This window comes from Flavobacteriaceae bacterium GSB9 (genome assembly GCA_022749295.1).
Classification (GTDB): domain Bacteria; phylum Bacteroidota; class Bacteroidia; order Flavobacteriales; family Flavobacteriaceae; genus Flavisericum.
The window spans coordinates 2004264-2021670 of the sequence record CP062007.1; the positions used below are offsets into that span (position 1 = coordinate 2004264).

At 37.9% G+C, this 17407-nt stretch carries 13 protein-coding genes and 1 tRNA gene; 4 read left to right on the forward strand and 10 right to left on the reverse strand.

Annotation, left to right across the window (positions count from 1 at the left end; genetic code table 11):
- Position 1 precedes the first annotated feature (1 nt).
- Positions 2 to 3889 carry a type IX secretion system sortase PorU gene (porU, locus tag GSB9_01751; GenBank protein UKM65189.1) on the reverse strand — a complete coding sequence of 1296 codons (3888 nt, stop codon included), beginning with the start codon at positions 3887 to 3889 and terminating at the stop codon, positions 2 to 4.
- Positions 3890 to 4152: 263 nt separating this feature from the next.
- Between porU and gldJ the strand changes: the two genes are divergently transcribed.
- Complete coding sequence (gene gldJ / locus GSB9_01752) at positions 4153 to 5835, forward strand: gliding motility lipoprotein GldJ (protein ID UKM65190.2); 1683 nt, start codon at positions 4153 to 4155, stop codon at positions 5833 to 5835.
- Between the two features lie 89 nt (positions 5836 to 5924).
- Complete coding sequence (murF, locus tag GSB9_01753; protein ID UKM65191.1) at positions 5925 to 7205, forward strand: UDP-N-acetylmuramoyl-tripeptide--D-alanyl-D-alanine ligase; 1281 nt, start codon at positions 5925 to 5927, stop codon at positions 7203 to 7205.
- A gap of 217 nt (positions 7206 to 7422) precedes the next feature.
- On the opposite strand, the gene GSB9_01754 is transcribed toward murF, so the two are convergent.
- The 9 genes from GSB9_01754 to GSB9_01762 form a co-directional block, all read right to left on the reverse strand.
- Positions 7423 to 8196, reverse strand: a complete 774-nt coding sequence (locus tag GSB9_01754) for a LuxR C-terminal-related transcriptional regulator (protein UKM65192.1) — start codon at positions 8194 to 8196, stop codon at positions 7423 to 7425.
- Between the two features lie 96 nt (positions 8197 to 8292).
- Positions 8293 to 8367 (reverse strand) — tRNA-Val (locus GSB9_01755).
- A 64-nt stretch (positions 8368 to 8431) separates the two neighbouring features.
- Positions 8432 to 9649: a bifunctional folylpolyglutamate synthase/dihydrofolate synthase gene (locus GSB9_01756; protein UKM65193.1), complete on the reverse strand. Its 1218-nt coding sequence runs from the start codon at positions 9647 to 9649 to the stop codon at positions 8432 to 8434.
- A 5-nt stretch (positions 9650 to 9654) separates the two neighbouring features.
- On the reverse strand, positions 9655 to 10509 hold the full coding sequence (locus GSB9_01757; protein UKM65194.1) for an energy transducer TonB: 855 nt from the start codon (positions 10507 to 10509) through the stop codon (positions 9655 to 9657).
- A 35-nt stretch (positions 10510 to 10544) separates the two neighbouring features.
- Positions 10545 to 10937 (reverse strand): biopolymer transporter ExbD, encoded by a 393-nt coding sequence (locus GSB9_01758; GenBank protein ID UKM65195.1) that lies wholly within the window; start codon positions 10935 to 10937, stop codon positions 10545 to 10547.
- Positions 10938 to 10942: 5 nt separating this feature from the next.
- On the reverse strand, positions 10943 to 11644 hold the full coding sequence (locus tag GSB9_01759; GenBank protein ID UKM65196.1) for a MotA/TolQ/ExbB proton channel family protein: 702 nt from the start codon (positions 11642 to 11644) through the stop codon (positions 10943 to 10945).
- A gap of 149 nt (positions 11645 to 11793) precedes the next feature.
- The gene (gene nhaD, locus GSB9_01760) at positions 11794 to 13185 is read right to left on the reverse strand and encodes a sodium:proton antiporter NhaD (protein UKM65197.1); all 1392 of its coding nucleotides are present in this window, start codon (positions 13183 to 13185) and stop codon (positions 11794 to 11796) included.
- Positions 13186 to 13196: 11 nt separating this feature from the next.
- Positions 13197 to 14423: an amino acid dehydrogenase gene (locus GSB9_01761; protein ID UKM65198.1), complete on the reverse strand. Its 1227-nt coding sequence runs from the start codon at positions 14421 to 14423 to the stop codon at positions 13197 to 13199.
- 158 nt (positions 14424 to 14581) lie between these two features.
- On the reverse strand, positions 14582 to 15670 hold the full coding sequence (locus tag GSB9_01762) for an anhydro-N-acetylmuramic acid kinase (protein UKM65199.1): 1089 nt from the start codon (positions 15668 to 15670) through the stop codon (positions 14582 to 14584).
- Positions 15671 to 15739: 69 nt separating this feature from the next.
- Between GSB9_01762 and GSB9_01763 the strand changes: the two genes are divergently transcribed.
- The gene (locus GSB9_01763) at positions 15740 to 16882 is read left to right on the forward strand and encodes an acyl-CoA dehydrogenase (protein UKM65200.1); all 1143 of its coding nucleotides are present in this window, start codon (positions 15740 to 15742) and stop codon (positions 16880 to 16882) included.
- A 160-nt stretch (positions 16883 to 17042) separates the two neighbouring features.
- Positions 17043 to 17378: an arsenosugar biosynthesis-associated peroxidase-like protein gene (locus GSB9_01764; protein ID UKM65201.1), complete on the forward strand. Its 336-nt coding sequence runs from the start codon at positions 17043 to 17045 to the stop codon at positions 17376 to 17378.
- Positions 17379 to 17407 lie beyond the last annotated feature (29 nt).

Genomic DNA, 17407 nt, shown 5'->3' on the forward strand with positions numbered 1-17407 from the left:
ATTATAGTATTACAAGTTTCTCTATTTTCTCGACCGTTTTATTTAAAAGGCTAGAGCGTACTCTTAATTTATAAACGTAAACCCCCTTACCTATTTTATCGCCAAAATCGTCCCGGCCATCCCAAACTAAATCTCTCGACAGTGAGCTATTCGTTATGGCACCACCAGAAGTTTGTCCATTTAAGGTTCTTACTAATTTACCTGAAACGGTGAATATTTGTATAGAAACGTCTAAAGGCTCCGAACTATTGTGATTGAACCAAAATTCTGTGTAATTAACAAACGGATTAGGGTAATTGAGCACATTATTGATGACCAAATCCTGATCTTTATCGAAGACGATAAATTGGATTTCAGAAACAGAAGAATTATTATAAACATCCCAAGCCTTGAGGGTTAGGGTATGTAACCCAGGATCTAAATCGCGCATTGGAAAACTTACCGTACCCTTAGTATAATCGTCTACCTCTGTTTGATAATAATCATTCAAAATAATTGGATTGGTTTCGTCTCCATCAATAATCGCCACAATATCATGCCCAATACCACTAGCGGTGTTGATACCATTAGGGTCTTCAATTTTTGCCAACAAAGTAGGAGATTCGTTTGTAATACCACCCGAAACAAAACTTTCGTCATTCATGTAAAGGGCAATTACAGGACCTGTGTTGTCTTCAGCCGCATTTTCATTAAGGCCTCCTATTTTTACGGTATTAACACTAGCCCCTGCACGATCTTGAGTCAACTCTTCATTCTTAGCATAAAAACTAACCTTTCCATAACCCACAGGTATCCCAACATCTTTCGGCACTACAAAATCAAACTCAAACTGCCCGTTTGTCACTGAGGCTTGCCCTCTGAAAATAATTTCGCCAAGCGTTTTAAAGTCAAGCTTAACCAGTTCTCCATTTAGAGTAACACCATCATTCGCCAGGGTTTGCCTTTCAATGTCTTTATCATAGATGATTGTTGAGAGCTTTCCATTGTAACCTGTCAATAAATTTCCAGCAAGATCTGTGACTTCACCCGATAGCTTAACATAGCTTAAAGCTTTTAATGTGTCTGTTGCTTGTGCAATAGGAACGTCGTTTATTTTAGTTAGATTTATATTAGGTTGAGAAAATGCCAATTTCATGGCTGGATCGCCTATAAAAAATATTAAGCGCTTTTGACTGGAATTGGCAACACCCGCATCGCTTTTTGCCAGTCTTAAAGCTTCTGCCATTGACGGGTACTCATAATCGCCAAAGTTATCGTTGTCACTATAAGAAAACAAATACTGCCCCAAAATACGATTGAAATTAACCGCGAAACTCACGAAAATTTGTCGGGTTGTGGTAATTAAACCTATGGCTCCTGCATTTTTATTCCAATAGGTAAATTCTCCAGCTGTTTGCCTGTAAGGGTTATCGAATCTTGAAAACTCACAAGTAACTGTAACAAAGCAGTTGAGTTTATTATAGTTACGGAAATTCTCTACGTCGGGTTTAAGAAGAATACGTTCTTCGGCCAATCCGTCCTCGCCTCCATGCCCAAAATAATTAACCACTAAGGCTCCGTTATCTACGGCATTGGCTATTTCGGTCGTTACATCAGGATATCGTTCACCACCGGCCGAAAACTCCTGCTGAAAAGCATCAGAATGTATTTTTACCACATTCATAAAGGGCTTTTCATTGGTCACCAAATTACCTACCTCATCTGTGGTTTCCTGAAGTAGCCCTTCCCAATCTTGATCCACATCATCAGAAACCACCACAAAGTTATTACGCCAACTCCCAAAAGATTCTTTGGCATAATACGATTCTATTTTATCGACTAATTCTTTGGCGCGCTGCTGTGAATCTGCCAAAATCCTCCCAACGGCAATATCTAGACCATCGGAGGTTCCCATATCGCCTTCGTCATCATCCATCATACCATAAAAATCATCAGACACAAAAGAACTTGCTAAGTTAAAACTGTTATAGGAATACCAAGAGGGCACTATATTGGTGTTGTTGGGCACCCTGTCTTTATAATCAAAAGAACCATCTCCAAAGAGGCACAAATACTTGATACGGTTTTCGGGCGAGCTGGCATTATCGTAAACATACTTAACCATGTTCCTAATGGCCCCAATGTCGGGGTTGCCAGAACTAAATTCATTATATATTTCGTTAAGCCCTAAAACCTTAACATTTAAATTGTATTGGTTTCTATTAATCTGAGCCAAACGTTCAGCATGATTGACCATATTGTTTGGCGCCACGATTATGTAATCTACATCTTGAAATTGACCTTGGCCATTTTGAAAAATACTGCCCTTTATATTTTGATTACTTACTGTGGTATTGGCATCAAACTTAGGCTCAAAATAGTCAGAAGGCGACACGGCCAAATACGTATTTAAACTCCCCATGTTTGCCTTAAAGCTTAAACTTGAACTGTTTTCTGAGTTTATGAAATTTGAAATATTATAGATATCGGTAATATCCCATATTTCTGAAAGTCGTTCTGTATTGGTAATGTTATATTGAGCAATACCCGTTTGGGTTGCAGTTATGCTGTTTTTAAACCGAAATTGTTTATTGTTGAAATTTAGACTTCTAAAACCTTCCACCGAAATATAGTCTAAATACGCCAAAGTACTAGGGTTGCCCCTATTATCGAAATCTAATCTTACAACGACTTTTGATGAATTAACGCTTACATTGCCACTAAATGTTGATCCACTGGCATATGAAGGCTTACTCACACCCGGAAACGATAATGTCGCCTGATTGTTTCCGTTTACCTGAACGTTCATCGCACTTCCAGATTGTCCTGCCGCTGCTGCAATAACCGCTAATTTTATAGGTTGTGATGTTACAAGATCGGGGAAATCAAACTCAAATTCTTTTTGGTTATCCACATCAAAGCGGTTTCCAAACCATCGCCTGCCTAACGAAACTAGGTTATATTCATCTACTTCATGAAATTGATAGTCTTCAAAAGTACCAATCGTGAGATTTGGAGCTCCAGAAGGCTGGGTAAAAGGCTGAATACGCTTACCGTTCCCAGAGCTTACATTAATATAGTAGTAAGTTTTATCGGTGTAACAATTTATGTGTGTCCTGCTATCGCTATTATAACCTTTTGGTCCTTCACCATAAAACAAAATATAATCGTTGTTATCAAAAACCCCATCTTCCTCACCCACAAACTTAATGGCGTTTTCGGGAACATCAAACGGGTACGGCTCGGCATTGGAGTAAGGAATCATTCGGCCCCCGTGGCCAAATAATTTTATGGTTCTTGGGTCTACACTATTAACATTAACCCCCAAACGTTGTAAAAAACTCTTCGACAATTTAAAAACGCCCGTGGTATCAATATAAAAACGATACCAGTCCCCAGAACTTAAAACAGAATTCGTAATAACTTTTGAGGCTTGCGCACGCTTACTACGAGCAATGCTTCTGGATTGTGTTAATTCACTTTTGTAGTTGAGTTGAAGCGAAACAATTTTTTTAAACTGCCCATTAGCATCTTTCACAATTGGTGAAAGTCGAAAAAGAGCATATATTTTATTGCGTGACTTTAAATTTCCTAAACTGAACTTTAAATCTGAAGGTACCGTTTCTTGGTTTACATCGCCCAAGGCGTCTTTCGATATTGGCTGATAGGACACATTTGTTATTGAAACCGAGTTTTCGTCAACAGTGCCCTGAGTTTCCCATTGGTCGACAAACTGCAAACCCTGATCAAAATCAAACATAAAATGCGCATTATCAAAACCAGGAACCTTAACAGACGTATCACCTACGGCTAATGTTTTTGTAGCCTCCCAAGTAAGCGTATAATTTTTTTGTTGTGCTAAAATTGTTGTTGAAACCAACAACAGTATTACTAAAATATTCTTTTTCATCGCTAAAATAACGTCATTAACACCTTGTTATTATTAAAAACATAACAATTTCGTAAACAAGATCAAAAATACAATAATAAATTGGTAAAATAGGCGTTAGTAGAACACAAAACACCGTCAAAAAACGACAAAAACATCGATGTACGGTTTAAAAAATAGGGTGAAATACACATTTTTTTGGTTAAAATGCAAAAAATAGCTTGTGTTATTGGCTTTAATTATTATATTGCACCACCAAAACATTATTAGCTTACTTAAAAAGTATGGATATGAAAAAAGTAGTAGCACTAAAGTTTCTATTAGTTACAGCACTAGTAGTCACTGCAACTGGTTGTAAAAAATCTTCGAGCTCCAAGAACACTTCAAGAGCAACCGGATGGCAAATTAATTCGAGAGAAGGCGGCTTTCAATATAATACTGACTTTCAAGAACAAGAAACCTCACCTGGTCTAGTGTTCATAGAAGGCGGTACATTTACTAAAGGCCGTGTACAAGACGACGTGATGCACGACTGGAACAACAGTCCTAACCAACAGCACGTACAATCTTTTTACATGGATGAAACCGAGGTAACCAACATCATGTATGTTGAATATCTGGATTACCTAAAACGTGTATATCCACCCTCTGAAGATATGTACAAAGCCATCTACACCGGCGCTTTGCCAGACACCTTAGTTTGGAGAAACCGTTTGGGGTATAATGAAGTTATGACAGACAACTATTTACGCCACCCAGCATACAGTGAATACCCTGTTGTTGGCGTTAGCTGGATTCAAGCTGTTGAATTTGCTAACTGGCGATCTGACCAAGTAGCACAACGCGCACTGCAAATGGAAGGCTATCTAAAACGTGGCTCACATCTTGAAGAAAATGCCGACCAAACGTTTAGCACAGACACTTACATTAATGCACCAACAGAAGCTTTTGGTGGCAATGAAGAAATTTTAAGACCTGAACGTGGCAGCAGAAACATTAGAGTAGATGAAGAAGGTAATGAGTCTGGCGTGTATGCCTCTCGTGAAACTGGGGTTATTCCTCCAAAATACAGACTACCAACCGAAACAGAGTGGGAATACGCTGCTTTAGGCTTAAGTGAAATTAGAAGCTATAATCTATATCGTGGACGTAAAAAATACCCATGGGAAGGCCAATATACACGTAATGGCTCTCGTAAATACCGTGGTGACCAATTAGCCAACTTCAAACAAGGAAAAGGTGATTACGGCGGAATTGCTGGTTGGTCTGATGACGGTGCCGACATAACCAATGCTGTTAAATCTTACGAACCGAACGATTTTGGATTGTATGATATGGCCGGAAACGTAGCTGAATGGGTAGCCGATGTTTACAGACCTATTATAGATGATGAATTTAACGATTTTAACTACTACCGTGGTAATGTTTACACCAAAAATGCCTTAAATGAAGATGGGACCGTTAAAGTGGTTACTGCCGATGAAATTGTTTACGATACCCTTTCTAACGGAAAAGTAATAGCAAGAAACCTTCCGGGTGAAATTAAGCAAGTACCTGTTGACGAAAACGAAACGTACTTAAGAACTAATTTTAATAGAAGTAATGAAATTAACTTTAGAGATGGCGACAGACGTTCTTCTCGTAACTATTACCAAAGTTTTGGTGAAGATGAGGGCAGCGAAACCTCTTCAACTAGCAATATGTACAACTCTCCAAAACACCGAATTACAAGAGATTCTCTTGGAAACATAATTAGAGAGTACGACCAGAGCAACACTAGAACCTCTTTAATCAACGACGAGGTAAGGGTTTACAAAGGTGGATCATGGAAAGACAGAGAGTATTGGTTAGATCCAGCGCAAAGACGTTACTTCCCACAAGATATGGCTACCGATTATATTGGGTTTAGATGTGCTATGTCTCGTGTAGGCTCAAAAAGTAAAATGAAACACAAAAAGAAAAACTAAGCCTAGTTTTTTAAAAATATCCTTAAAAGTCCTGATGATGTATCAGGACTTTTTTTATACATTTAATTCCACAAAAAAAATCATCTCTTTTGGAAATAAAAGCACTCCACAGCCTGTTTTTAAACTGTAACGCCGCTAATACCGATACACGTAAAATAAAACCGAACGATATGTTTTTTGCCCTAAAAGGCGAGAATTTTAACGGGAACAGTTATGCTGAAAAGGCATTGGAGCTCGGAGCTGCATGCGCTATAGTTGATGAAGCCAAATATCATTCTTCTGAAAAAACAATACTGGTTAACGACGTCCTTGAAACATTAAAGGATCTCGCTACATTTCATCGAAATTTTTTGAAAATTCCTATTATTGCTTTAACGGGAAGCAATGGCAAAACCACCACCAAAGAATTGATAAACGCCGTACTATCACAAAAGTTTATAACCTCGGCAACTATTGGCAACTTAAACAACCATATAGGCGTTCCGTTAACTTTACTGTCTATGGACGGTAACACCGAAATTGGCATTGTTGAAATGGGAGCCAACCACTTAAAGGAAATTGAGTTTTTATGCAACATTGCCCAACCCGATTACGGCTACATTACCAATTTCGGCAAAGCCCATTTAGAAGGTTTTGGTGGCGTTGAAGGTGTTATAAAAGGCAAAAGTGAAATGTATGATTATCTCATTGCCAACAACAAAACCATTTTTGTTAATGTAGATGATTCCATTCAAGTTGAAAAAACGCAAAACGCTTTAATATTTTCCTTCGGAAACAGCAAACAATCCGCTAATGTTGGTATAAGCTTTACAGAAGCCCAACCCTTTGTAAAATGCCATTACAATAATTTACAAATAAAAAGTCAACTTATTGGCGAATACAATTTTAACAACATTGCCGCAGCCATTGCCATTGGACACTATTTTAAAGTTTCCCACACTGACATTAAAAAGGCCATTGAAAGCTATACACCTTCAAATAATAGGTCGCAAATCATTCAAAAAGGAACCAATAAAATTATTTTGGACGCCTATAACGCCAATCCAACCAGCATGGCCGCTGCACTGAGTAATTTTGAAAAACAGAATGGTTTTAAAATAGCCATTTTGGGCGATATGTTCGAATTGGGCAAAGACGCCAAACATGAACACCAAAACATTGCGGATTTAGCAAGTTCTTTAAATATTGACGAAATTGCTCTTGTTGGACAGAATTTCTACAAAACAGTTTCAACCCAAAATAAAGTTAACAAATACGATACTTTTGAAGTCTTTAAGGAAACTTTCGGCTTATCTAAGCTTGAAAATACCACACTCTTGATAAAAGGCTCACGTGGTATGGCCTTAGAACGGATTTTAGAATTACTGTAATTTGTGGGTCATACTGGATTCGAACCAGTGACTTCTACCCTGTCAAGGTAACAACTCCAAAATACAGGTTTGATCATTGCACAAAAAAAGTGCCCTTAAAATAGTAATTCGATTTTAACAGGCACTTTATAATTATACTCCCTAAGTATTAATTAATAGCCTAACAAAGTTGCAAGAATAAAACCCTAAAAGCAATACTCAATTTGAGTATTTTTTATCAATAAAAAAACTTTTTACTTGTTTTAAGCATTCCAATAAGCTCTCCCGTTGATGAAACATTCAGCTTTTTTAGAATATTTCTGCGATGCGTATCAACAGTATTAGGGCTTATACCAAGTTTTTCGGCAATTTGCTTACTGGAAAAATTGAGTGCCAATAGTCTGATTACGTCACGTTCTCGGTTACTAACTCCATCAGCAAGTAATTTTTGTGAGAAATTATTATAGTAAACAGTGTTATATTCGTTATTTTCATTAAGAAGTTTGGCAGAAGCTGTTATAGGTAATTTAAGCTCACCAGATACCACTGTATAATGTGCCAAACCAATAATAGGCTTTTGATTTAAATCGAATTCTAAAGGCGTTGTATTTTGGATGATATTAACGTATTCACCAGATACATCTTTAAATCTGTAATTCCACGTATAACTCATTTTGCCACGGTCAGTTAAGTCAATCTCACTTAACGTAAACTTCATTAAGTCGTTAAGTGCTTGTAGCCAAGACTCTAAATCGTCTGGATGAATACGGCTCCAAAAATAGCGCATCCCCTTTGCTTTTAGAGTGTTTCTATCTAAGCCCAAACAGGCTTTATAGTTTTTACTAATATACTCGAAAGACAACTCTTGGGTATTAGTGATGCAAAAAAAAGTGGAGCTGTAGGGCAAAAAGGCATCCGATTCAATGATTTTTTTAATATGCGTTTCTAAAGATGGAACATTATAAGATTTAAATATTTCTTTGTACGTACTTTTTATACTATTAAAATTCATTTGGTTGGGAGGTTTTCCCAAAAATACTAATTGCCATCAGTATTTATTTAAATTTTGAGCAAAAAAAAATCCTAAAACAAATGTTTTAGGATTTTGTGGGCGCGAAGGGATTCGAACCCCTGACCCCTTGGGTGTAAACCAAGTGCTCTGAACCAACTGAGCTACGCGCCCTTGCTGTTAGCGTGTGCAAATATAAGCTAGTTTTTAATATTGCAAAAACTTTTTCAAAAAATTTTCAAATTATTTCGGCTACCACAAACGTACTTCCACCAACAAAAATAAAATCGTCTTCGTTAGCTTGATTTAAAGCAGATTTATAAGCCTCATTAACAGAACTATAAGCCTCTCCTTTAAAACCTTGTTTTAAAAATTGGTCTTTTAGGCTTCCTGTATCTAATCCTCGAGGTATATCTGGCTTACAAAAATAATAGATAGCTTTTTTGGGCAATAGGTCTAAAACCAAACTTAAATCCTTATCGTTTACAACTCCAAAAACAATATGTAACTTCTCAAAGCTCTCTCCATTTATTTGGTTCATAACCAAACTTAGGCCTTCACGGTTGTGACCTGTATCGCACACTATTTTTGGTTTAATTCCTAAAACCTGCCAGCGCCCTAACAAACCAGAATTTTTAGCTACATTCAACAACCCATCCTTTAAGTTTGTTTCGGACACCTTGTATCCTTTCTTTTGCAAAAATTTTATAGTTTCAACAACGGTCTTTATATTTTTTTGCTGGTAGCTGCCAAGCAAATCAGATTTATAAATACCATGATTTTCTTGGTCTGCAAATATTATTTCAGCCCCGTTCTTGTATGCTATTTCTTTAAATACCGTTGTCGTCTCGCTTTGTGTTTCACCAATAACTACTGGCACTCTTGGTTTTATTATACCAGCTTTCTCGGAAGCAATTTCTTTTAGCGTTGTACCTAAAAACTGCGTGTGATCCAAACCTATATTAGTAATCACAGACACCTCTGGGGTGATAATATTTGTTGAATCTAGACGTCCGCCCAAACCTACTTCTACTATGGCTATATCAACATTTTCCTTAGAGAAATAATCGAATGCCATACCGACGGTCATTTCAAAAAACGATAACTTATTGCTCTCAAAAAAAGGTTTATTCTGTTCAATAAAACAAACAACAAACTCTTCATCTACAGGTTTTCCGTTAATCCTAATACGTTCCCTAAAGTCTTTTAAATGGGGGGAGGTGTACAATCCCACCTTGTATCCCGCTTCTTGTAAAATAGATGCAAGCATATGGCTGGTAGAGCCCTTTCCATTAGTACCGGCTACGTGAACCGATTTAAAGTTTTTTTCAGGAAAGTTTAAGTGCTTTGAAAGCTTTAAAGTATTCGACAGGTCTTTTTTAAATGCCGCACTACCCTGACGCTGATACATAGGAAGTTGCGAAAACATCCAATTTAATGTGTTTTGGTATGTCATTGCAATTACTGACTAAGTTGGAAGTTAACACTAACGAAACCTATTTGACGGGTTGGTGCTTTGGAATCTGCAGGCCACTTATGTGATAAAGCTATTTTTTTGGCTGGTTCAAGCAAGCATTGCGCTGTGTTAGTTGTCCCCCTTACACCTGGAACGGCTTCTACAACATTGCCATTTTGATTTACAACAATTTTGACGATTACCATACCCGATTCGTTGCAATCTTGCTTCAATCTCTTAAAGGATGCTTTACCACGACCATTAAGTCCGTAACCTACACCACCACTGCCTGTTCCTTGGCCCCCAAAATAGCTTGGAGCATACGGGTTACCATCCAACTGCCCTTTATCACCTACTTGGCTATCGTTTCCTTCGCTACCAGTTTCAGTTCCTTCAGATTTGCTTACGCCACCAATCAAAGCGTCCAACTTTTTTTTCTTTTCTTCTTGTTCGCGCTTTTCTTTAGCAATCCGCTCTGCTTCAGCCTTGGCTTTTGCTTCAGCTATTGCTTTAGCTCGGGCTTCTGCCTCTTTTTGCTTTTTTATGGCGATTTCTTCAGCATTATCGGCAGTTAAAACTTCTTCTTTCACCTCAGATGACTTTGCAGGTTCTGGTTCTGATTTAGACACGTCGGGCTGTGGCTGTTCTTCAACCTTTTTAGGTTCAGACTTCACTGGTTTTAAGGGCTGAACGTTGCCGCTTCCGACATTAGAATTACCAAAATTAACGGCAACACCGTATTCTTCTGGAGGATCCATATACTTTGTTCCAACCACAAACAGCAACAAAACGATAATAACCGTAATTAAAGCGGTTAATTTCGCTGAGTTCCTTTCATGTTTGGTCTTAAAGTATTTCATGTTATTTAAACTCTATTCAATTTACTGTAAGTAACTTATTTTGGCTTAACCGCAAGGATTACCTTAAACTTATTCCTGTTGGCAATATCCATAACTTTTACCACATTTTCAACGGGCACCGATTTTTCGGCCCTCAAAACAATGGTTGGCTTTTCTTGAGAAGACAGAGCTGCTAACAATTCGTTCTCCAGCACACTTTCACCAACGCGCTTTTGGTCTATATAATAAGTTAAATCTTTTTTTATGCTAACGGCTACCGATTTTTTATTTTCGGTTTTACCACTAGCCTTGGGCAACAAGATATCAATGGCATTAGTGGTGACCAAGGTAGATGCTATCATAAAAAAGATAAGCAACAGAAATACAATATCCGTCATGGACGACATATTGAATTCTGGCGTAACTTTATTTCTTCCTCTAAAATTCATTTTATCTAGGTTGGTTCGTTTAAGTGGTCTAAAAACTCTAGAGAATTGGCTTCCATTTTATAGACAACTTTATCTGTTTTTACTACCAGATGGTTATACGCCATATAAGCCACAATACCAACAATTAAACCAGCAACCGTGGTGGTCATGGCTGTGTAAAGTCCGCTTGCCAATACATCCATTTCTATGGTACCGCCAGCATTGGCTAGTTCGAATATTGCCAAAATCATACCAATTACAGTTCCTAGGAATCCAATCATGGGTGCTGCACCAGAAATCGTAGCCAAAATACTGATGTTCTTCTCGAGTCCATAAATTTCCAATCGGCCAGCATTTTCAATAGCCGTATTGATATCGGCCAATGGTTTTCCTATTCTTGAAATACCTTTACCAATTAAGCGAGAAACAGGTGAATTAACTTGCGCACAAAGCATTTGCGCTGAATCAATTTTTCCGTTGCTCACGTGGTCTTTAATTTGATTCATGAAATTAGCATCTACATTTGATGCTGCTTTTATGGCAAAAATACGTTCAAAATAGATGTAGATGGCACCAACGAGTAATAAAAATAAAAGGGCTATTATTACTTGTCCAGCAACTCCTCCACTCGTAATCAACTCAATTATTGAAAGTGTTTTTTCAACCGATTCACCATCAATAGGCACTTCTGCACCTTCTTGTGTGTTTTGTATCAATGTGTTTAGCATAAAGTTTCTATTTAATGCAAATTAATAACGCTTGTTTTTTCGCTAAAGTATAATAAAAAATATTTTAAGTATTATTTACATAATCAAAAATGGAAAGATGGGCAAAAAACCCTAATCTTTCCATTTTAAATATCGTTAAACAACAAAGTTTAGAACAATGTTCTGGTTACCATGAATGCCGCAGCACCCACCAAAAAACCAACAAATGCCAACCATGCAATTTTTCTTAAGTACCAAAAGAAATCTATTTTTTCCATACCCATAGCAACAACGCCAGCTGCCGAACCAATAATTAACATACTACCACCGGTTCCTGCAGAGTAAGCAATAAAGTGCCAAAGCTCATTGTCCATAGGTTCTGAAAACATTCCTAAACTAGCCGCTACCAGTGGAACATTATCAATAACGGCAGAACCAACACCTAACAATAACACTACCAAATCAGATACACCAGCATGGTGCAACTCGGTACCCATCATTGGCATACTTTCTTGTAAAGAGGCCGCAAAACCAAACAAAATACCTAAAGATTCTAATGCCGCTACCGCCATTAAAATACCCAAGAAAAACAAGATACTTGGCAATTCTATTTTTGAAAGTGAATAATGCACTGGACTATGGTGTGCGTGGGCATCACTTTCTTCCGCATCATGATGAGTCAAACTAAACTTTGTACTACTATAAATCTCCGCAAAAGTGGCCACAATTCCTAAAGACAACATCATACCCACATATGGCGGTAAATGAGTCGCCGTTTTAAATATAGGCACAAATACAATCGCCCCTAAACCAAGATACAACATTGTAGAACTAAAGCGGTGCTTATCTTTATCGTTTGATTCTGGCATTTCCAATTCGCCTTTAAAGGCAGGTAAAAAGCTCGCAATAAGGGTAGGTACCGCCATACATAAAAACGATGGCACCAATAAGTATCCTACCAAATGGCCTGTTGTGACTTTGTTGCCAATCCATAACATAGTTGTTGTTACATCACCAATTGGAGACCATGCCCCTCCGGCATTGGCAGCTATAATAATCAAACCTGCGTACCAAATACGCACCTCTCTATCTTTAACAATTTTTTGAAGTATTGAAATCAATACTATTGTAGCTGTTAAGTTATCTATTATAGCAGATAGTATAAATGCTAAAATTGCGAAAATCCATAGTATTTTGGATTTCTTTTTGGTTTTAATAAACCCTTTAATAGTTGAAAATCCATCAAAATAATCAATAATTTCAACAATAGTCATGGCTCCTAAAAGGAACACCAATATTTCGGAAGTTTTCCCTAAATGGTGTAATAAGGTTTCTTCCATAAGGTGCATTTTTTCCTCATGCCCCAAGAGCCCAAAGTTTTCTAGTAAAGCATGCGCGCCCGAATCGAACCATTGCGGAAAGTTATCAATACCCAGAGCAATCAATGCCCAACAAATGGCCATCATTACCAATGCTGGTATGAGTTTGTCTATTTTTATACTATGCTCTAAAGTGATGGCTAAATAGCCCATAACAAATACGAAAATAATCGCTGATTCCATATAATTTAGTGTTAGATAATTTGTTTTAATGCAATTTCAAAGGCTGTTGCACTAATTTCGGTTTTTGATTTATTCTTATTGTAAATTTTTTGCAATGCTTCTTTAATCCTATTGGACGTGTCATTAAAAATAGCTTCATCAGTCATCAGCACCCTGCGTTCCATAAAATAAGCAAAAACCCTAGCCATACCACAGTTCGATATAAAATCGGGAATAAGGCTTATTTTGTAATCGGTATGCTCCATAATAGGGCCAAAGAAAATTTCTTTATCGGCAAAAGGAACATTGGCTCCGCAAGACACCACTTCCAATCCACTATCAATCATTTCGTCTATCTGATTGATGGTTATTAATCGTGACGCTGCACAAGGTGCAAATATTTCGGTTTTTAACGACCATATTTGTTCATTAATTTCCTCAAAAGGTATTAAATTTTCAGCCACTAATGTATTGCCCTTTTTGGTAAGAAAAAAATGATTTATATCATTTAGAGTGAAACCATTTTCATTAATCAAACCTCCTGTTGCATCAATAATGCCTACTATTTTAACCCCCATTTGAGCTAAATAAAAGGCTGCTGCAGCTCCAACATTACCAAAACCTTGCACCACAGCTCTTTTCCCTTTTACCGAACCACCATAGATATTGTAATAGTGTTTAACAGCTTCGGCTACGCCAAAACCGGTTATCATATCGGCTATGGTGTATTTTCTTGAAACACTTGGCGAATACAAAGGGTTTTCAATCACCTTTATAACACCTTGGCGCAACTGCCCAATTCGGTTTATCTTATCGGCTTCGGTAGGCTTAAAATACCCATTAAAAACCCCTTCTTGCGGATGCCAAACACCACTTGCTTCTGTAATGGGTATTACCTCGTGAGCTTCATCGACATTTAAATCGCCTCCAGTACCATAATAACTTTTTAATAAGGGCGAAACTACGGCGTACCATCGTTCTAGAACACCTCTTTTTCTTGGGTCGGTGGGGTCGAAATTTACACCGGACTTCGCGCCTCCAATGGGCGGTCCCGAAACCGTGAATTTAATTTCCATGGTTTTTGCCAAAGATAATACCTCATCCAAATCCAGTCCCTTTCGCATTCTGGTGCCACCACCAGCAGCACCGCCACGCAACGAATTTATAACCACCCAGCCTTCGGCTTCTGTTTCAGAATCTCTCCAATGGAAGACTATTTCGGGGGATTTGTTTTCGTACTTTTTTAATAACGCTTTCATTTCTATTTGTTGAATCTTTAAATTATAGTTTGAATTTCTTAACACCTTTTTTTGATAAAAAACGTAGCTATAACTGATCCATATTTATAGAAAATTAAAATCTTATTGCAACAAATATAAAAAACTAAACCCCCTCAAAGATTAAATTTGTTTAAATTTTAAGGAAGGAAAACAACCCCAGAACTATGATTTTTTGACGCTCCGGTAACACTTTGTAAACAGTTAACTTCGTTACGAAGTTTTAAAACGCCCAAAAAACCAAAAATCAGGGCTTCTTTAAATTCAACAATGTCCGCTTGTGGAATAATAATCTTTTGGTTGGAAAGTTGTTTTATTCTCTCGATTAAGTACACATGATAAGCACCACCGCCCGTCATTAAAACAGACGCGCTCCTTTTTGAATTAATTTCTGAAGTAATCTGAACAGCAATGTGCTCTACAAAGGTTTTCAAAACATCTTCAGTGCTTAATTGAAAATCATCAACCAAAGTCAAAATTGTGGTTTTAACCCATTCCAAGCCTAAAGATTTTGGTGGTTTTTGAGCGTAAAAGCCAATTGCATTGAGTTTATTTAAAAGCGAAGTGTTCAATTGGCCTCTCGAAGCAATTTGCCCGCCATCATCATATTCAAAACCTAATTTTTCAACATAATGATTCAGCACAATGTTTACGGGACAAATATCGTAAGCCACCCTTTCGTTATTTATTTCTGTTGAAATATTGGCAAAACCTCCCAAATTCAAACAATAATCATATTCCGAAAACAAGAGCTTGTCACCAATGGGTACCAATGGCGCCCCTTGTCCGCCAAGTTCAACATCCTGAACCCTAAAATCGCAAACTACCATTTCATCCAATATTTGGGCCAACTTAGGTTTATTGCCTATTTGAAGCGTAAGCTTGTTTTGAGGCTGGTGCAACGCCGTATGACCATGCGAACAAACCGCATCAATATTTTTGATTTTATTTTTATCGATAAATGTTTTTATAACAGTACCAAGATGCGTGGTGTATTCGTCATTAATCGTAGCTAAATCTTTTGAAGACATCGACACCAAGCTTAATAATGTTTTTTTCCAATGCTTAGAATAAGGTACTGTCTCGCAATGTAACAACTCAAAACGCCAAGAATTTTCAAAATAAAACTTAGCCTCGACCAAATCGATACCATCCAAAGAGGTGCCCGACATAACCCCAACAACATGATAGTTTTGTTTTTCCATACCAGACAAAAATAACAAAGCCATTGAATAATTAACAACAAAAAGATATATTTGTAAATATATTTTAGTGAAATCACAAAATTTTTATCAATTATGAATTTTACGCTTTCTGAAGAACACAAAATGATTCGAGATGCTGCCCGCGATTTTGCCCAAAACGAATTACTACCGGGTGTTATTGAACGTGATGAAAAACAACACTTCCCACAAGAATTAGTCAAAAAAATGGGCGATTTAGGTTTTTTGGGTGTTATGGTCGACCCCAAATATGGCGGTAGCGGGATGGACACCTTATCATATGTGCTCATCATGGAAGAGTTATCAAAAGTCGATGCTTCGGCTTCCGTTATTGTATCCGTAAATAATTCATTGGTCTGCTACGGCATTGAAGCTTATGGGAGCGATGAACAAAAAGAAAAATACTTAACCAAATTAGCCACAGGCGAATACGTTGGTGCCTTTTGCTTGAGCGAGCCCGAAGCCGGCAGTGATGCCACCTCGCAACGCACCACGGCTATCGATAAAGGCGACCATTACCTTATTAACGGCACCAAAAACTGGATAACCAATGGCGGTCGTGCCGATGTTTATATTGTTATCGCCCAAACCGATAGAGACAAAGGCTCTCACGGCATCAACGCGTTTATCGTTGAAAAAGGTACCGAAGGGTTTCATGTTGGCCCTAAAGAAGACAAATTGGGCATCCGTGGTAGCGACACGCACACGCTTCAGTTTAACGATGTAAAAGTGCCCAAATCGCAACGCATTGGCACTAATGGTTCGGGTTTTCGGTTTGCAATGAAAACACTTTCCGGTGGCCGTATTGGCATTGCTGCACAAGCTTTAGGTATTGCATCTGGCGCTTATGAATTGGCCCTTAAATACTCGAAGGAACGTAAGGCATTTGGTACCGAAATTTGTAACCACCAAGCCATTGCTTTTAAATTGGCTGATATGTACACCGATATTGAAGCAGCACGCATGCTGGTCATGAAAGCTGCATGGGACAAAGACCAGTGCAGCAATTATGACAAGAGCAGTGCCGTAGCCAAACTGTACGCCTCGCAAGTAGCCATGGACCATACGGTTGAAGCCGTACAAATACACGGCGGCAATGGTTTTGTAAAGGAATACCATGTGGAACGCCTGATGCGCGATGCTAAGATTACACAGATTTACGAAGGCACGTCCGAGATTCAAAAAATTGTAATTTCACGCAGTTTAATTAGGGAGTAACATCAGAGTTTTTTTAATACGAAGCATAAACCCTTTTGATAATTTTCATTTTAACTCATCAAAACAAACTGAATATTTTTCATTTTTTTTCTGTTAAGTCTTTCTAAAACTGCCGACCTATTGACTACGGATTTATATCTTTAGTCAAAAAAACTATTACATGCAAAAAACATACTACGACCCTGCAGATTTGAAAAAATTTGGAAAAATTAGCGAGTGGAACCAAGAACTAGGCGACAAATTTTTTGAATACTACACCAAAGTCTTTGAAGACGGCGCATTATCTGCCCGCGAAAAGTCGTTGATCGCTTTAGCCGTAGCTCACACCGAGCAATGCCCTTATTGCATCGATGCTTACACGCAAGATGGCCTGCAACGTGGCATTACCAAAGAAGAAATGATGGAAGCCCTACATGTTGGCGCAGCCATTAAAAGCGGTGCCGCTTTGGTACATGGCGTGCAAATGATGAACAAGGTAAATAAATTAGACGGTTAAAATTTGGGCGTTACCACAAGGGCCGGGTT